Origin of the sequence: Stenotrophomonas sp. 17(2023), from assembly GCF_030345315.1 — a bacterium.
GTDB classification, from domain to species: Bacteria; Pseudomonadota; Gammaproteobacteria; order Xanthomonadales; family Xanthomonadaceae; genus Stenotrophomonas; species Stenotrophomonas acidaminiphila.
On record NZ_CP128405.1, the window covers coordinates 2,819,088 to 2,831,707 of the forward strand.

Genomic DNA, 12,620 nt, shown 5'->3' on the forward strand with positions numbered 1-12,620 from the left:
ATCGTGGCCCGATTCCAGCCTTGCCGCGAGCCCCGCCATGAACCTGCCCGATCCCGGCCCCCTGTACGCCGACCACCTGGATGCCCTCGTCCGCCGCGCCGACGAAGCGCTGGCCCGCGGCGGTTTCGACCACCTGGTCGTGCCCAGTGGCCGCCTGCACTACCAGGTGTTCGACGACCGCGACTATCCGTACGCGGTCAACCCGCAGTTCAAGGCCTGGCTGCCACTGACCCGCGTGCCCGACAGTTGGCTGATCCATACCCCCGGCCGCCGCCCGCAGCTGGTCTACCACCAGCCGCACGATTACTGGCACGCGGTCCCGGCCGCGCCCAACGGCTGGTGGGTCGAGCATTTCGACATCCACGTCATCCGCACCCCGGAACAGGCCCTGGCGCTGCTGCCGAAGGACCCGGCGCGCTGCGCGATCCTCGGCGAACCGCAGAGCGCGCTGGGCGGCTTCGTGCCCAACAACCCGCAGCCGGTGATCGACTACCTGGACTACCGGCGCGCGTTCAAGACGCCCTACGAGATCGCGCTGATGCGCCAGGCCCAGGTGCCCGCGGTGCGCGGCCACCGTGCCGCCGAGGCCGCGTTCCGCGCCGGCGCCAGCGAATTCGCCATCCACATGGCCTATTGCAGCGCCGCCGGCCAGGACAGCAACGCACTGCCGTACGGCAACATCATCGCCCTCAACGAGCACGCCGCGGTGCTGCACTACACCGACCTCGGCCACGCCGCGCCGACGCCGGCGCGCAGCTTCCTGATTGATGCCGGCGCCTCCGCACACGGCTATGCCAGCGACATCACCCGCACCTACGCCGCCGCCGGCCACGACGAATTCCAGGCCATGATCGACGCGGTGGACGCCGCGCAGCGGCAGATGTGCGCGGCGGTGCGCAGCGGCTTCGACTACAAGCAACTGCATGTCGATGCGCACCTGGCGCTGATGGGCATCCTGCGCGAGTTCGGGGTCATCACCGTGTCGCCGGAAGCGGCGCTGGCCAACGGCGTCAGCGCGGCGTTCTTCCCGCACGGCATCGGCCACCTGATCGGCGCGCAGGTGCACGACGTGGCTGGCTTCGCCGCCAGCGACCGCGGCGGCCGCATCGAGCGCCCCGCCGGCCACCCCTACCTGCGCATGACCCGGGTGCTCGAACCCGGCATGGTGGTGACCATCGAGCCGGGCGTGTACTTCATCGACATGCTGCTGGACGAGGTGAAGAAGGCCGGCAACGCCGCCAGCGTCAACTGGGAGCGGGTGGACTTTTTCCGCCCCTATGGCGGCATCCGCATCGAGGACGAGGTGCTGTGCACCGACGGCGAGGCCGACAACCTGACCCGCCCGGTGTTCGCGGCGCAGGGCTGACGGCGTCCGCGCCAGCCCTCATCGGGATCCAGGCCCGGCCGTGCCATGCGGCCGGGCTTTTCATTTGCCTGCGCCCCGCCAGCACGCAGGCCGCAGGCCGCATTGCGCCTGAAAGCGGCGGCTGATCGCCGGCCTTTGGCCTGCCGGGCCCCGTTCCGCAGCGACGCAACCAGCCGCGTTCATGCCTGCTCCGCAGGCGCGCGTCACTTTATCTGTGGTGGTGCAACAAAAAGCAGCCCGGGGAAGCGCTTTTTCCAACCACCGGATGGCGCGGCACGCATGGCCGCACGCGATCCGTCGGGCTGCGCCCGCCGATTGCCTGCGCGCTCGCGGAACACGGGGCCGGCGCGTATCTCGCTCCGTGCGGACACGTGCGCCTGGGCGCCGCCGCTGCACAGCCCAGCCCGTTCCACGACGGGAAAGCCAACCGCACAGGCGCAGCAGCAAAAGCGCGGGCGCCAACAGAAGCCACGGCAACCTCCGGCGCGAAGACAGGCGCTGCGGCCGCGCTGCGCCGCCCGCGACGTGCGATGCGCAGGAAGGCGCATGGGCCGGCACCGCAGTGCGGGCGGGTCAGCCCCTGGCCATGAACGCTTCGATCTCGTCGGCGCTGCGTTCCAGCGCAGCGGTCAATACCCGGTGTCCGTCCGCGGTGATCAGCACATCGTCCTCGATGCGGATGCCAATGCCCCGCCAGCGCGGCTCCACGCTGTGGTCGTCCGGCGATACGTACAGCCCCGGCTCGATGGTGAACACCATGCCCGCCTCGAGCAGCCGCGATTCGCCGGCGAGTTTGTAGTCGCCCACATCGTGCACGTCCAGGCCCAGCCAGTGGCCGGTCTTGTGCCGGTAGAAGCGCTTGTAATGGCCCTCGATCAGGTTCTCCTCCAGGTCGCCCCTGAGCAGCCCCAGCCGCAGCAGGCCTTCGGTGAGCACCTCGACCGCGGCCAGGTGGCCTTCCTCGTAGGCGATGCCCGGCTGCGCCTGCTCCAGCGCCGCCGCCTGCGCCGCCAGCACCAGGTCGTGCAGCGCGCGCTGTTCGGCGCTGAAGCGGCCGTTGACCGGGAAGGTGCGGGTGATGTCGCTGGCGTAGCCGTGGTACTCGGCGCCGGCGTCGATCAACACCAGGTCGCCCTCGCCGCTGCCGCCGCTGTTGGCGCGGTAATGCAGCACGCAGGCGTTGGCGCCGGCACCGATGATGCTGTTGTAGGCCGGGCACGCGGCGTGGCGACGGAACTCGCGTTCCAGTTCGGCCTGCAGTTCGTACTCGTGGATGCCGGCGCGCGCCAGCCGCATCGCCGCGCGGTGCGCCTGCACGCTGATGTCGGCGGCGCGCTGCATCAGCGCGATCTCGGCCGGCGACTTGAACAGGCGCTGCTCGTGCAGCAGGTGGCCCAGCTCCAGGAACTCGTGCGGCGGCTGCGCGCCGTGGCGCACCTGCGAACGCACCCGGTTCACCCAGCCGATCAGCTTGAGGTCGAAGTCGGCGTCGCGGCCGAAGTGGTAGTAGACCCGCGAACGCCCTTCCAGCAGGCCCGGCAGGATGTCGTCCAGGTCCTCGATCGGATAGGCGTCGTCCATGCCGTAGCGCGCCACCGCGCCTTCCTGGCCTTCGCGCGGGCCGTCCCAGGCTTCGCGCTCGGGGTCGCGCTCGCGGCAGAACAGGATCGTCTCGCCATGGCGGCGCCCGGGGATGAGCACCAGCACCGCTTCCGGCTCGGGGAAGCCGCACAGGTACCAGAAGTCCGAATCCTGCCGGTACGGGTAATGGGTGTCGTTGCTGCGCACGCGCTCGGGCGCGGCCGGCAGCACCAGGATGGCGTCGTCCCCGGCCGCTTCCATCAGCTGGCGGCGGCGCTGGGCGTATTCGGCGGCGGCAATACCGGTCAGCGTGTGCATGGCCGGCTCAGTTCAGGCGCTGGCGGTGGCGCGCGCCCATCACGCAGTCGCCGTGCAGCAGCAGCACCGCCACGCGCACGAACTCCTCGATCTCGGCCAGCGCGTCCTCGTCCTCGTCGGCGCTGTCGAATTCGTCGCTGGAGGCCTGCGCCAGCCGCGCCAGGTCCTGCAGCGCCTCCTCGCCCTCCTCGCTCAGCACCGGGCGCTTGCCGGCGGCCAGGCCGAAACCGCCCAGGAACGCGCGGCACCAGTCGAACAGCGCATCGGTGCGCTCCTGCAGCGATGCCGCCGGTGCGGCCAGCACCAGTTCGAAGGCGAAATCGCGGTCCTCGAGCTGCGCCACCACCGCCTCGCGCAGGCGGTCGAGCACGCTGCCCGGTTCCGGCACGGGCAGGTTGTCGTCGGCCAGCACCCTGCCCGGCCAGGCCTGCAGGTCGGCGCCGCCGGCGGCCAGCCAGCCGCACAGTCCACCGTGGAGTTCGGCCGGGGTGGCCCCGAGGTCCAGCGACTGGCTGGCCCGGAGGATGTCGTTGACGGCGGGAAGATCGGTCATGTCACCTGGGTCTGCAAAAAGCGGGAAAGGCCGCCGCGCACCGCGCGGCAACGGCCGCACAGTGTAGCAACGGCAGGGTGTCGGCCATCTTGACCACCCCCGACGCGCATGCCTATCGTGCCGGGCATGGATTCCTTCGACCCCGCCACCCAGCTGCAGGCCCTGGCCGCCCGCCTCGAACTGCTGTTCGAACGCAACCAGCGCCTGGCCGACGAGAACCGCAGCCTGCGCCAGCAGCAGGAACAGCTGGTGGCCGAACGCGCGCAACTGCTGACCAAGAACGAGCAGGCGCGCTCGCGGGTGGAAGCGATGATCACCCGCCTCAAGTCGCTGGAGCAGCACACGTGAGCCAGAACGAGCCGGTCAGCGTCCGCATCCTCGATCGCGAGTACACCGTCGGCGTGGAGCCGGCCGAGCGCGACAGCCTCACCGCCGCCGCGCGCATGCTCGATGCGCGCATGCGCGAGATCCGCGGCAACAACCGCATGGCCGCGGTGGACCGGGTGGCGGTACTGGCCGCGCTCAACCTGGCCCATGAGCTGCACCTCATGCGCGATGAACTGGCGCAGCAGCAGCAGCGTTTCCAGAGCGCGATGAACGATCTCAACAGGCGCCTGGACAGCGCGATCGACGAAGGCCGCTGAAGCCGTCGCATTCATCCGACGGACGGTTCATTTTTTGCCGCGTCCAACCGCTGCCATATGCCTGCAACACGGCTATACTGGCGTCGCGTTCTCTGCCGTGAACGACGGCGTGTGCAAACATTCGCCTTGTCCCTTAATGACGACCACGGGGGCGCGACGGTACCGGGTGTGCAGGTCCGCCTTGCAGCGGGAAGCCCGATGGTTCCCCAGCGTCCCCACTTGAACCCCGGGTTCAAGGTCGTTTCGCACGCATCGTCATGGCGGAGAATGCAATTATTCCGGAACGGCGCCGCAAGGCGCCGTTCTTCTTTGCAGGTCCATGCACCGGCCGGCACATCGGCCGATAATGCCGCCAGGCCCCGACCAACGCCGCCGATGACTGCCGACGCCCGCAAGGCCCTGCGCCGACAACTGCGCCAGCGCCGCCGCGACATCCCTGCCGCCGAACACATCGCGGCCGCCGATGCGCTGGCCGCCCACCTGCGCGCGCTGCCCTTCGCCGATGTCGACGGCCCGGTGGCCGGCTACTGGGCGATGGATGGCGAGATCGCCCTGTACCGCTGGCAGATGCAGCTGCCCGCCCACCAGACCTACTGCCTGCCGGTGCTGCACGACACGCTGCTGCGCTTCGCGCCATGGCGGCCGGGGCAGCCGCTGCGCGCCAACCGCTATGGCATCCCGGAGCCGGACATCGACCCCACGCACGCGCTGCCGGCGCAGGACATGGCGCTGGTGGTGGTGCCGCTGGTCGGCTTCGACCCGCTTGGCCGGCGGCTGGGCATGGGAGGCGGCTGGTATGATCGCAGCTTCGCTTTCCGCCAGCGGCGCAGCGCGCCGCCCTGGCTGGTCGGCGCCGGCTTCGCCGCCCAGCAGGTACCGGCGCTGCCGGTCGAGGACTGGGACGTGGCGGTGGATGCCATCTGCACCGAGCAAGCCATTCTCTACCCGGAACCGTCGCACGCATGACCGCCCGCAAGCGCTACTGGCTGATGAAGTCCGAACCGGACGCCTTTTCCATCGACGACCTGCAGCGGGTGGGTACCGAACCGTGGAACGGGGTGCGCAACTACCAGGCGCGCAATTTCATGCGCGACGGCATGAAGGTCGGCGACGGCATCCTGTTCTACCACTCCAATACCAAGGTGCCGGGCATCGTCGGCGTCGCCACGGTGGCCAGCGACGCCTACCCGGACGACACCCAGTTCGATCCCGGTTCCGACTACTACGACCCCAAGGCCAGCCGCGAGCAGCCGCGCTGGTACCTGGTGGACGTGGCCTTCGAGCGCAAGCTGGCGCAGGTGATCGCGCTGGACGAGATCAAGCGCCACGCCGATGCACTGGGCGAGGGCTTCCCGCTGACCGCCAGGGGCAACCGACTGTCGGTGTTCCCGGTCACCGGCGCGCAGTGGAAGCTGCTGCTGTCGCTGGAAAAGAAACTGCCGGCCTGATCCCGCCAGCGCGGCCGCTGCCGCCGTCGACGGGCGCTGCCGGGCAGCGCCGGACCGGTTGCCGCCACGCCTGCTCCCCCTCCTCCAACGCCATCGAGTCCACCATGTCCGAAGCCAAGCGCCTGGCCGCCGAAAAAGCCATCGAGTACGTCCAGAAGGGAATGATCGTCGGGGTCGGCACCGGTTCCACGGTCGCCTATTTCATCGAGGCGCTGGCGCGCATCAAGGACCAGATCGAAGGCGCCGTCTCCAGCTCCGAACAGAGCACCGCCCAGCTCCGCAGCCATGGCATCGAGGTGCTGGACCTGAACCACACCGGCGGCCTGTCGCTGTACGTGGACGGCGCCGACGAGTGCGACCCGCACAAGAACCTGATCAAGGGCGGCGGCGCCGCGCTGACCCGCGAGAAGATCATCGCCGAGGCCAGCAGGCAGTTCGTGTGCATCGTCGACCCGAGCAAGCAGGTCCAGGTGCTGGGCAGGTTCCCGCTGCCGGTGGAAGTGATCCCGATGGCACGCAGCCTGGTGGCGCGCGAGATCGTGGCCCTGACCGGCGGCCAGCCGGTGTGGCGCGACGGCGTGGTCACCGACAACGGCAACCTGATCCTGGACGTGCACAACCTGTCCATCACCGACCCGGTGAAACTGGAGCAGCAGCTCAACCAGATCCCGGGCGTGGTCACCGTCGGCCTGTTCGCGCGCCGCCCGGCCGACGTGGTCATCGTCGGCGGGCAGCCGCCGCAGGTACTGTAAGCACGGGCATGCGACCACCGCCGCGGCTGCCCGTCAGCGCGCCGCGGCCTGCAGCCAGGCCTGCCACTGGCGGTCGAGCGCGGGCAGCGTGCCCGGCAGCCCGAACGCCGGGCCGGTGTCGCCCAGCCAGTCCTCGAAACTGCCACCGGCGGCGATCCGCCCGCTGATGCTGCCGAGCACGCCGGCGCGGGTGGCCGCGGTGGCCTGCACCAGGAAATCGGCCCAGCCCTGGACCTGCGCGTAGTAGCGCGCCCCGGCCGCCGCGTCGCCGGATTCGGCCGGGCTGCGATAGACCAAGCTCACGCCGCGGGCCGCGGGCGCGGCCTGTCCCACCGGGCGCGCCGGATTGGCCATGGCCAGGAACTCGGCCAGCGCAGGCAGCGGCTGCGCCGGATCGCCGCCCATGCCACGCAGCAGGCGCCGCCGCTGGGCCACCAGTTCATCGGCCTCCAGCACCATTGCCGCCGCCTCGTTGAGCCAGTCCGGGCTGCGCGCATGGCCATGCCCCGAGGTCCGGCCCAGGTCCGGCCAGTAGGCCAGGTTGAACAGCACGTGGCCCAGTTCGTGGCGGGTCAGGTTGCGCCAGATCGCCTGGCCGATGGCCGGGTTGGCGGCGAGCAGGCGGCGGCCGGGATCGTCGGCCGGCTGGGTCGACTCGCGGGCAGCCTGGAAGGCCTGCATGCCGGGCCAGTCAACCACCTGCGCGGCACCGGCGGCGAGCAGCCGCCCGCGCGCATCGGCGCCGATGCGGCCCTGCGGCGCATCCAGCAGCACGGCCAGGCGCAGTGGCGCGCGCGCGAAATGGCGTTCGAACGCCTCGGCGCTGGCGGCCAGGTCGCCGCCGAGCATGCGCACCTGCGCGGCGTCGGCGCCGTAGACCCAGCCATGCGCGCCGGCGACGCAGTGGTCCAGGCCCGGCAGCGGCGGGCAGCCGGTATCGGCCCGTGCGGCGCCGGCCAACAGCAGCAGCACCGGCAACAGGACGGGAGCGGGGGAACGGGAAAGGGCCATGCACGCATCTCCGGTTGGGATGCTTCCCTGACGCATGCGCGCGGCAAATGTGTCCACCCGGGCGCGGGCCCGGCGACGGCCTCAGCGCGCGGGCCGCTTGCCGTTCTGCGCCAGCACCTTCACCAGCTCGCCCACCAGTTCGCGCTGGCGCGGCGGCAGGGCCAGGAAGGTATCGATCACCGCGCGTTCGCGCGCGCCCACCGCGTTCCATTCGCCACGGGCCTCGGCAACCCGCGCCGGTTCGCCGAAACGCAGGGTCTGCGGCGCCACCCCGAACAATTCGGCCAGCACCTGCAGCTTGTCCTGCTCCGGGATGGAGCGGCCGGACAGCCAGCGCGACGCACTCTGGAAGCTCACCGAACGCCCGGTATAGCGCGCGTTGAACAGGCGGAAGAGGACCGCCGGCCGCGGCTCATAGCCGGCCGCGCTCATCGCCTGCCCCAAGCGGCGGGAAAATTCGAAGCGTTCGTCGCTCATGGCCGGAAACGTTACGGACCACGCCCACGACGGGATCACCTGTTACTTTCATTTTAGTTAACTAATTGCTTTCATTGGTCCCGGAACCACGCGCGGCGCCCATCCGCACCGCGCCCCAGCCCGGGAGAAGCCCCATGGAAAGCGCCTCCACCGCCGCTGCGGCATCGCAGCCATTCCTCCGCCGCTACATGGATGTGGACTACCGCTTCCACTACGCCGCCGTGCTCAGGCCGCACCCGGCACCATCCGAAGCGATCGCCGAGCTGTGCCTGTTCCGCTTCTGGCTGGCCTGCCGCGCCTACGCGCATTCGGGCGCGACGCCGGCACCGGTACCGCCGCTGTACCTGCCGCCGCACTGGACGCCACCACGGCAGGCCGCCGGGGTGGACATCGGCCATGCCCTGGACGCCTGCCCGGGTCATCTGCTGGACAGCCGCTTCGACCTGTACGACCGCTTCTTCCAGCTGGGCCGCAACCGCGACGACCCGCTCGGCCTGGATGCGGCGGCGCTGGCGCTGTCATGCCAGCTGTTCGTGCAGCCCAGCGCCACCACCCGCACCTGGCTGCGCGGCGAGGTGCACGCGCTGTTCCGCATGCTGCACGCCGCATTCGCCACCACGCCGCACACGCACGCCTGGGCAGCGGGTGATGCTTGACGTCGCGCGGCGCATCCGTGAAGGTGCGCAGCGCCTCCTTTCGCTTCGTGGATCACGCCATGTCCCTGCCACGCCTTGCCGCCTGCCTGTCCGTGTTGCTGCTGCTGGGCGGCTGCGCCAGCGCCGGCGAACACTGGGTGGAACTGGGCGGCGCGCGCTACCACGTGGAACTGGCGCAGGACGACGCCAGCCGCGCCCGCGGCCTGATGTTCCGCGACCACATGGACGCGGACCGCGGCATGCTGTTCATCCACGACCGCGTGGAACCGCTGGCGTACTGGATGAAGAACACCCGCATCCCGCTGGACATCCTCTACTTCGACGACGCCCGCCGGCTGGTCAGCCAGCAGCGCGACGTGCCGCCCTGCTCGGCCGGCGATGCCTGCCCGCCGTACCCCAGCTTCAAGCCGGCGCGCTACGTGCTGGAACTCAACGCCGGCCAGGCGGCGAAGCTGAAACTGCAGGACGGCACCGAGCTGGTGTTCGGCCCCGGCATTGCCAAGGGCAGGTAACCGCGCACCCACGCCGGGCCGCCGCATGCCTTGAACCGGCCGCGCTTTGCCGCCAGTCTTGGGGCATGTCCGACACACGCCTTACCCTGCCGCAGTGGGACGCGCTGGCCGAGCTGGCCGACGACGCGTTGCCGTTGCTGCCGACCGCGCTGCTGATCGCGCGCGACGAATACCCGCACCTTGACCCGGGCCGCTACGACCGCCTGCTGCAGGCCCATGCCGACCACCTGCGGGTGGAAGTGGAGGCCATTGCCGAATGGCCGCTGAAAGTCGCCGCCATCAACCACCACCTGTTCAACGAGCTGGGCTACAGCGGCAACCACGACGCCTATTACGACCCGCGCAACAGCTATCTCAACGAGGTGGTCACGCGCCGGCTCGGCAACCCGATCTCGCTGGCGCTGGTACAGATGGATGTCTGCCGGCGGCTCGGCCTGCCGCTGGAGGGCATCTCCTTCCCCGGCCATTTCCTGGTGCGGCTGCCGGTGGAGGAAGGGGTGCTGGTCATGGACCCGTTCAACGGCGGCCGCCCGCTGGGCGTGGACGAACTGCGCGAGCGCGCCCGCAACAACCTGGGCGGCGAGACCCCCGACGACCAGGTGCTGGCGCAGATCCTCGACCCGGCGCCGGCGCGCGCGATCCTGATGCGCATGCTGCGCAACCTGTATGGCGTGTATGCCGAACGCGAAGAGTGGGACCGCGCCGCGCGCAGCGCCGACCGCATCCTGAAACTGGCCCCGGAGCAGAGCGAGGCGCTGCGCGACCGCGGCCTGGCCTACCTGCGCCTGGACCACCTGGCCGGTGCGCGCGCGGACCTGTCGCTGTACCTGCGGCGCGAACCCGATGCCGCCGACGCGGCGCAGGTGCGCGAACGCCTGATCGACACCGGTGCCGGGCGGCCGCAGCTGCATTGAGGCGACCGCGGCGGCGCCGTGGCCGCCACGACCGGGCCGGACTCAGTCCAGCTCCACCATTTCGAAATCGTCCTTGGTGGTGCCGCAGTCCGGGCAGGTCCAGGTCTCGGGCACGTCTTCCCAGCGCGTGCCCGCGGCGATGCCTTCTTCGGGCAGGCCTTCGGCTTCGTTGTAGATGAAGCCGCAGACGACGCACATCCAGGTGCGCAGGGTGGAGGCGGAAGCGTCGGACATCGGATAATCACGGCAACACGAGGGCGGTCGCTGATTGTCCCATTCCCGCCGCCGTACAGGTAGCCATCCATGCCCCAGCCTGCTCGCGCCGCCCGCGGCGTCTATCTGATCACTCCCGACGAGGCCGACACCGCGCGCCTGCTCGAACGCGTGCAGCCGCTGCTCGGCGCCGGCGCCACCTGGCTGCAGTACCGCAACAAGGCCGCCGATGCCGGCACCCGGCGGGTACAGGCCCGGGCCCTGCAGGACGTGTGCGCGGCCGCCGGAGTCCCGCTGATCATCAACGATGATGCCGCCCTGGCCGCCGCCGTCGGCGCGGCCGGCGTGCACCTGGGCGAAGACGACGGCGACATCGCCGCCGCGCGCGCGCTGCTCGGCCCCGGCGCCCTCATCGGCGCCTCCTGCTACGACCAGTTGGAACTGGCGCGGCGGGCGGTGGCTGCCGGCGCCAGCTACGTCGCGTTCGGTGCGTTCTTCCCCAGCCGCAGCAAGGCCACCACCCGGCGCGCGCATCCGCGGCTGCTGCATGAGGCCGCGGCGCTCGGCGTGCCGCGCGTGGCCATCGGCGGCTTGGCCGCGGACAATGCCGCGCCGCTGGTCGCGGCCGGCGCCGACCTGCTGGCGGTCATCAGCAGCGTGTTCGCCGCCGATGACCCGGTGGCCGCGCTGCGCGGCTACCAGGCCTGTTTCCCGGCGCCCTGAGCGGCGGCGGCGCCGCCGGCGGGTGCCACGCACGAACCGGCAAGGCGCGGCATGCCGCGCACAGCGCGGCCTCCACTTCGTCGTCCAACGGCGCCCTTCTCCCGGCGGGAGAAGGGCCTGGACGGCGCTTACTCCAGCGCCGCCTTGACCGCCGCCGGATCGGCCAGCGCCTGCACCTGGCGGATCAGGCGCACGGTGTTGCCGCCGAGGATGGCGCTGACCTGGCGTTCGTCATAGCCGGCATCGAGCAGCGCCTGCACCACCTTGGGCAGCGCGGCGATGTCCTCGTAACCCTCCACGCCACCGCCGCCGTCCCAGTCCGCGCCCAGGCCGACGTGCTCCCAGCCGGCCACCTTGATGATGTGCAGCAGGTGGCGCATGTAGTCGTCGAAATCGGCCTTGCGGATGTTGTACTTGGCGTCCAGCGCGGCCAGCTGCGCCTTGAGCTGCGCGCGCTCGGCATCGGTCGGGGCGGTGCGGTCGTCGAAGGCGTCGTAGAGCTTGCGCCGCTCGGCGCGGTACTCCGGGGTGGCGCCGGTGTCGATCAGGTAACCGCCCAGCGAGTTCACCTGGATCACGCCGCCCTTCTTCGCCAGTGCGCGGATGCGCGCGTCGTCGATGTTGCGCGAATGCGCGAACACGTCGGAGGCGCCGCTGTGCGAGAGGATGATCGGCGCCTTGCTCAGCGCCAGCATCTGGTCGAACACCGTGTTGGACGCATGCGACTGGTCGATGATGATGCCCAGCCGGTTGGCCTGCGCGATCAACGCCTTGCCCTTCTCGCTGAGGCCGCCGTGCTCGCCTTCCGGGGCCACGCCCATGCCGGCCGAATCGGCGAAATCGTTGTGGCTGATGTGCGCCAGCGAGATCATCCGCAGGCCCTGCTTGTAGTAGAAGCTGAGCAGGCTGGGGTCGGCCTCCAGCGGGTAGGCGTTCTCCATGCTGATGTAGACCGACTTCCTGCCCGCGGCCTTGATCCGCGCCGCGTCGTCGGCGGTGGTGGCCAGTTCGAACTTGTCCGGGTTGGCGGCCACCATCTCGCGGATCTCGGACAGGCGCCTGAGCCCGGCGTCGCGCGCCTTCAGGTTGCCGCCGGCATCGCGTTCGCCCTGGCTGGTGAACACCACCCAGAAGCCGCCATCGAGCCCACCTTCGACCATGCGCGGGTAATCGACCTGCGAACCGTCTTCCTGGAAGGAATGGCGGTCGGTGATCTTCCAGCCCGGCCTGGAAAACAGCGCCGGCGTATCGAGATGGGTGTCGAGGTTGATCGCCCCGGCCTGGACGGCGCGCGCGCGCTCGGAGATCTTCGCCGGGCCGGTACCGGCCTGGGCGGTGGCGGCGACAGCCAGCAGCAGCGCGGCGGAAAGCGCACCGGCCTTGAACGTCATGTCGAACTTCATGGCTCTCCCTTGGGGACGGATCGTGGCGCATTCTTGCATGCGCCCGGCG

The 12,620-nt window shown here is 70.6% G+C and carries 16 protein-coding genes and 1 other RNA gene; 11 read left to right on the forward strand and 6 right to left on the reverse strand.

Translation table 11 applies throughout. The features are described from left to right. Positions 1-37 precede the first annotated feature (37 nt). A complete protein-coding gene (gene pepQ / locus QQA12_RS12710) occupies positions 38-1,366 on the forward strand; it encodes a Xaa-Pro dipeptidase (protein ID WP_226049488.1) in 1,329 nt (442 codons plus the stop codon). A 573-nt stretch (positions 1,367-1,939) separates the two neighbouring features. On the opposite strand, the gene pepP is transcribed toward pepQ, so the two are convergent. Together pepP and QQA12_RS12720 are read right to left on the reverse strand one after the other, a co-directional pair. Continuing rightward, positions 1,940-3,265 (reverse strand): Xaa-Pro aminopeptidase, encoded by a 1,326-nt coding sequence (pepP, locus tag QQA12_RS12715; protein ID WP_226049489.1) that lies wholly within the window; start codon positions 3,263-3,265, stop codon positions 1,940-1,942. 7 nt (positions 3,266-3,272) lie between these two features. Beyond that, the gene (locus QQA12_RS12720) at positions 3,273-3,818 is read right to left on the reverse strand and encodes a YecA family protein (protein ID WP_054667398.1); all 546 of its coding nucleotides are present in this window, start codon (positions 3,816-3,818) and stop codon (positions 3,273-3,275) included. A gap of 126 nt (positions 3,819-3,944) precedes the next feature. Here QQA12_RS12720 and QQA12_RS12725 point away from each other — a divergent pair, with 126 nt between their 5' ends. The 6 genes from QQA12_RS12725 (at position 3,945) to rpiA (ending at position 6,662) form a co-directional block, all read left to right on the forward strand. Then, positions 3,945-4,166 carry a TIGR02449 family protein gene (locus QQA12_RS12725; RefSeq protein ID WP_054667400.1) on the forward strand — a complete coding sequence of 74 codons (222 nt, stop codon included), beginning with the start codon at positions 3,945-3,947 and terminating at the stop codon, positions 4,164-4,166. After that, positions 4,163-4,462 carry a cell division protein ZapA gene (locus tag QQA12_RS12730; protein WP_054667402.1) on the forward strand — a complete coding sequence of 100 codons (300 nt, stop codon included), beginning with the start codon at positions 4,163-4,165 and terminating at the stop codon, positions 4,460-4,462. Before QQA12_RS12725 ends, QQA12_RS12730 begins: the two co-directional genes overlap by 4 nt. Positions 4,463-4,548: 86 nt before the next feature. Next, a non-coding RNA gene (gene ssrS, locus QQA12_RS12735) (6S RNA) lies at positions 4,549-4,733 on the forward strand. A 104-nt stretch (positions 4,734-4,837) separates the two neighbouring features. After that, positions 4,838-5,428, forward strand: coding sequence for a 5-formyltetrahydrofolate cyclo-ligase (locus QQA12_RS12740; RefSeq protein WP_226049490.1), 591 nt, complete (start codon positions 4,838-4,840; stop codon positions 5,426-5,428). After that, entirely contained in the window at positions 5,425-5,910 is a 486-nt protein-coding gene (locus QQA12_RS12745) for an EVE domain-containing protein (protein WP_182212726.1), read from the forward strand. The genes QQA12_RS12740 and QQA12_RS12745 overlap by 4 nt, the downstream gene beginning before the upstream one ends. A 104-nt stretch (positions 5,911-6,014) precedes the next feature. Beyond that, complete coding sequence (rpiA, locus tag QQA12_RS12750; RefSeq protein ID WP_054667406.1) at positions 6,015-6,662, forward strand: ribose-5-phosphate isomerase RpiA; 648 nt, start codon at positions 6,015-6,017, stop codon at positions 6,660-6,662. A gap of 33 nt (positions 6,663-6,695) precedes the next feature. On the opposite strand, the gene QQA12_RS12755 is transcribed toward rpiA, so the two are convergent. After that, positions 6,696-7,673 carry a hypothetical protein gene (locus QQA12_RS12755; RefSeq protein ID WP_226049491.1) on the reverse strand — a complete coding sequence of 326 codons (978 nt, stop codon included), beginning with the start codon at positions 7,671-7,673 and terminating at the stop codon, positions 6,696-6,698. Positions 7,674-7,754: 81 nt separating this feature from the next. Next, entirely contained in the window at positions 7,755-8,150 is a 396-nt protein-coding gene (locus QQA12_RS12760) for a helix-turn-helix domain-containing protein (protein ID WP_226049492.1), read from the reverse strand. Between the two features lie 134 nt (positions 8,151-8,284). On the opposite strand from QQA12_RS12760, the gene QQA12_RS12765 reads away from it, so the two are divergent. The 3 genes from QQA12_RS12765 (at position 8,285) to QQA12_RS12775 (ending at position 10,232) form a co-directional block, all read left to right on the forward strand. Continuing rightward, a complete protein-coding gene (locus tag QQA12_RS12765; protein ID WP_226049493.1) occupies positions 8,285-8,806 on the forward strand; it encodes a hypothetical protein in 522 nt (173 codons plus the stop codon). Positions 8,807-8,865: 59 nt separating this feature from the next. Next, on the forward strand, positions 8,866-9,318 hold the full coding sequence (locus QQA12_RS12770) for a DUF192 domain-containing protein (protein WP_226049494.1): 453 nt from the start codon (positions 8,866-8,868) through the stop codon (positions 9,316-9,318). A gap of 65 nt (positions 9,319-9,383) precedes the next feature. Continuing rightward, a complete protein-coding gene (locus tag QQA12_RS12775) occupies positions 9,384-10,232 on the forward strand; it encodes a tetratricopeptide repeat protein (RefSeq protein WP_054667412.1) in 849 nt (282 codons plus the stop codon). Positions 10,233-10,274: 42 nt separating this feature from the next. Here the strand turns inward: QQA12_RS12775 and QQA12_RS12780 are convergent, their stop codons facing one another. Further along, complete coding sequence (locus QQA12_RS12780) at positions 10,275-10,466, reverse strand: rubredoxin (RefSeq protein WP_054667413.1); 192 nt, start codon at positions 10,464-10,466, stop codon at positions 10,275-10,277. Positions 10,467-10,535: 69 nt separating this feature from the next. Here QQA12_RS12780 and thiE point away from each other — a divergent pair, with 69 nt between their 5' ends. Next, complete coding sequence (thiE, locus tag QQA12_RS12785; RefSeq protein ID WP_226049495.1) at positions 10,536-11,168, forward strand: thiamine phosphate synthase; 633 nt, start codon at positions 10,536-10,538, stop codon at positions 11,166-11,168. A 128-nt stretch (positions 11,169-11,296) separates the two neighbouring features. Here thiE and QQA12_RS12790 read toward each other — a convergent pair whose 3' ends face one another. Further along, positions 11,297-12,559 carry a dipeptidase gene (locus tag QQA12_RS12790; RefSeq protein ID WP_056931334.1) on the reverse strand — a complete coding sequence of 421 codons (1,263 nt, stop codon included), beginning with the start codon at positions 12,557-12,559 and terminating at the stop codon, positions 11,297-11,299. Positions 12,560-12,620 lie beyond the last annotated feature (61 nt).

Bases quoted from the DNA above. Each gene is read 5' to 3' on its own strand.
- QQA12_RS12760 (WP_226049492.1), bottom strand. From the start codon at position 8,150: ATGAGCGACGAACGCTTCGAATTTTCCCGCCGCTTGGGGCAGGCGATG.
- rpiA (WP_054667406.1), top strand. From the start codon at position 6,015: ATGTCCGAAGCCAAGCGCCTGGCCGCCGAAAAAGCCATCGAGTACGTC.
- QQA12_RS12740 (WP_226049490.1), top strand. From the start codon at position 4,838: ATGACTGCCGACGCCCGCAAGGCCCTGCGCCGACAACTGCGCCAGCGC.
- thiE (WP_226049495.1), top strand. From the start codon at position 10,536: ATGCCCCAGCCTGCTCGCGCCGCCCGCGGCGTCTATCTGATCACTCCC.
- QQA12_RS12790 (WP_056931334.1), bottom strand. From the start codon at position 12,559: ATGACGTTCAAGGCCGGTGCGCTTTCCGCCGCGCTGCTGCTGGCTGTC.
- QQA12_RS12745 (WP_182212726.1), top strand. From the start codon at position 5,425: ATGACCGCCCGCAAGCGCTACTGGCTGATGAAGTCCGAACCGGACGCC.
- pepQ (WP_226049488.1), top strand. From the start codon at position 38: ATGAACCTGCCCGATCCCGGCCCCCTGTACGCCGACCACCTGGATGCC.
- pepP (WP_226049489.1), bottom strand. From the start codon at position 3,265: ATGCACACGCTGACCGGTATTGCCGCCGCCGAATACGCCCAGCGCCGC.
- QQA12_RS12765 (WP_226049493.1), top strand. From the start codon at position 8,285: ATGGAAAGCGCCTCCACCGCCGCTGCGGCATCGCAGCCATTCCTCCGC.
- QQA12_RS12775 (WP_054667412.1), top strand. From the start codon at position 9,384: ATGTCCGACACACGCCTTACCCTGCCGCAGTGGGACGCGCTGGCCGAG.
- QQA12_RS12770 (WP_226049494.1), top strand. From the start codon at position 8,866: ATGTCCCTGCCACGCCTTGCCGCCTGCCTGTCCGTGTTGCTGCTGCTG.
- QQA12_RS12780 (WP_054667413.1), bottom strand. From the start codon at position 10,466: ATGTCCGACGCTTCCGCCTCCACCCTGCGCACCTGGATGTGCGTCGTC.
- QQA12_RS12725 (WP_054667400.1), top strand. From the start codon at position 3,945: ATGGATTCCTTCGACCCCGCCACCCAGCTGCAGGCCCTGGCCGCCCGC.
- QQA12_RS12755 (WP_226049491.1), bottom strand. From the start codon at position 7,673: ATGGCCCTTTCCCGTTCCCCCGCTCCCGTCCTGTTGCCGGTGCTGCTG.
- QQA12_RS12720 (WP_054667398.1), bottom strand. From the start codon at position 3,818: ATGACCGATCTTCCCGCCGTCAACGACATCCTCCGGGCCAGCCAGTCG.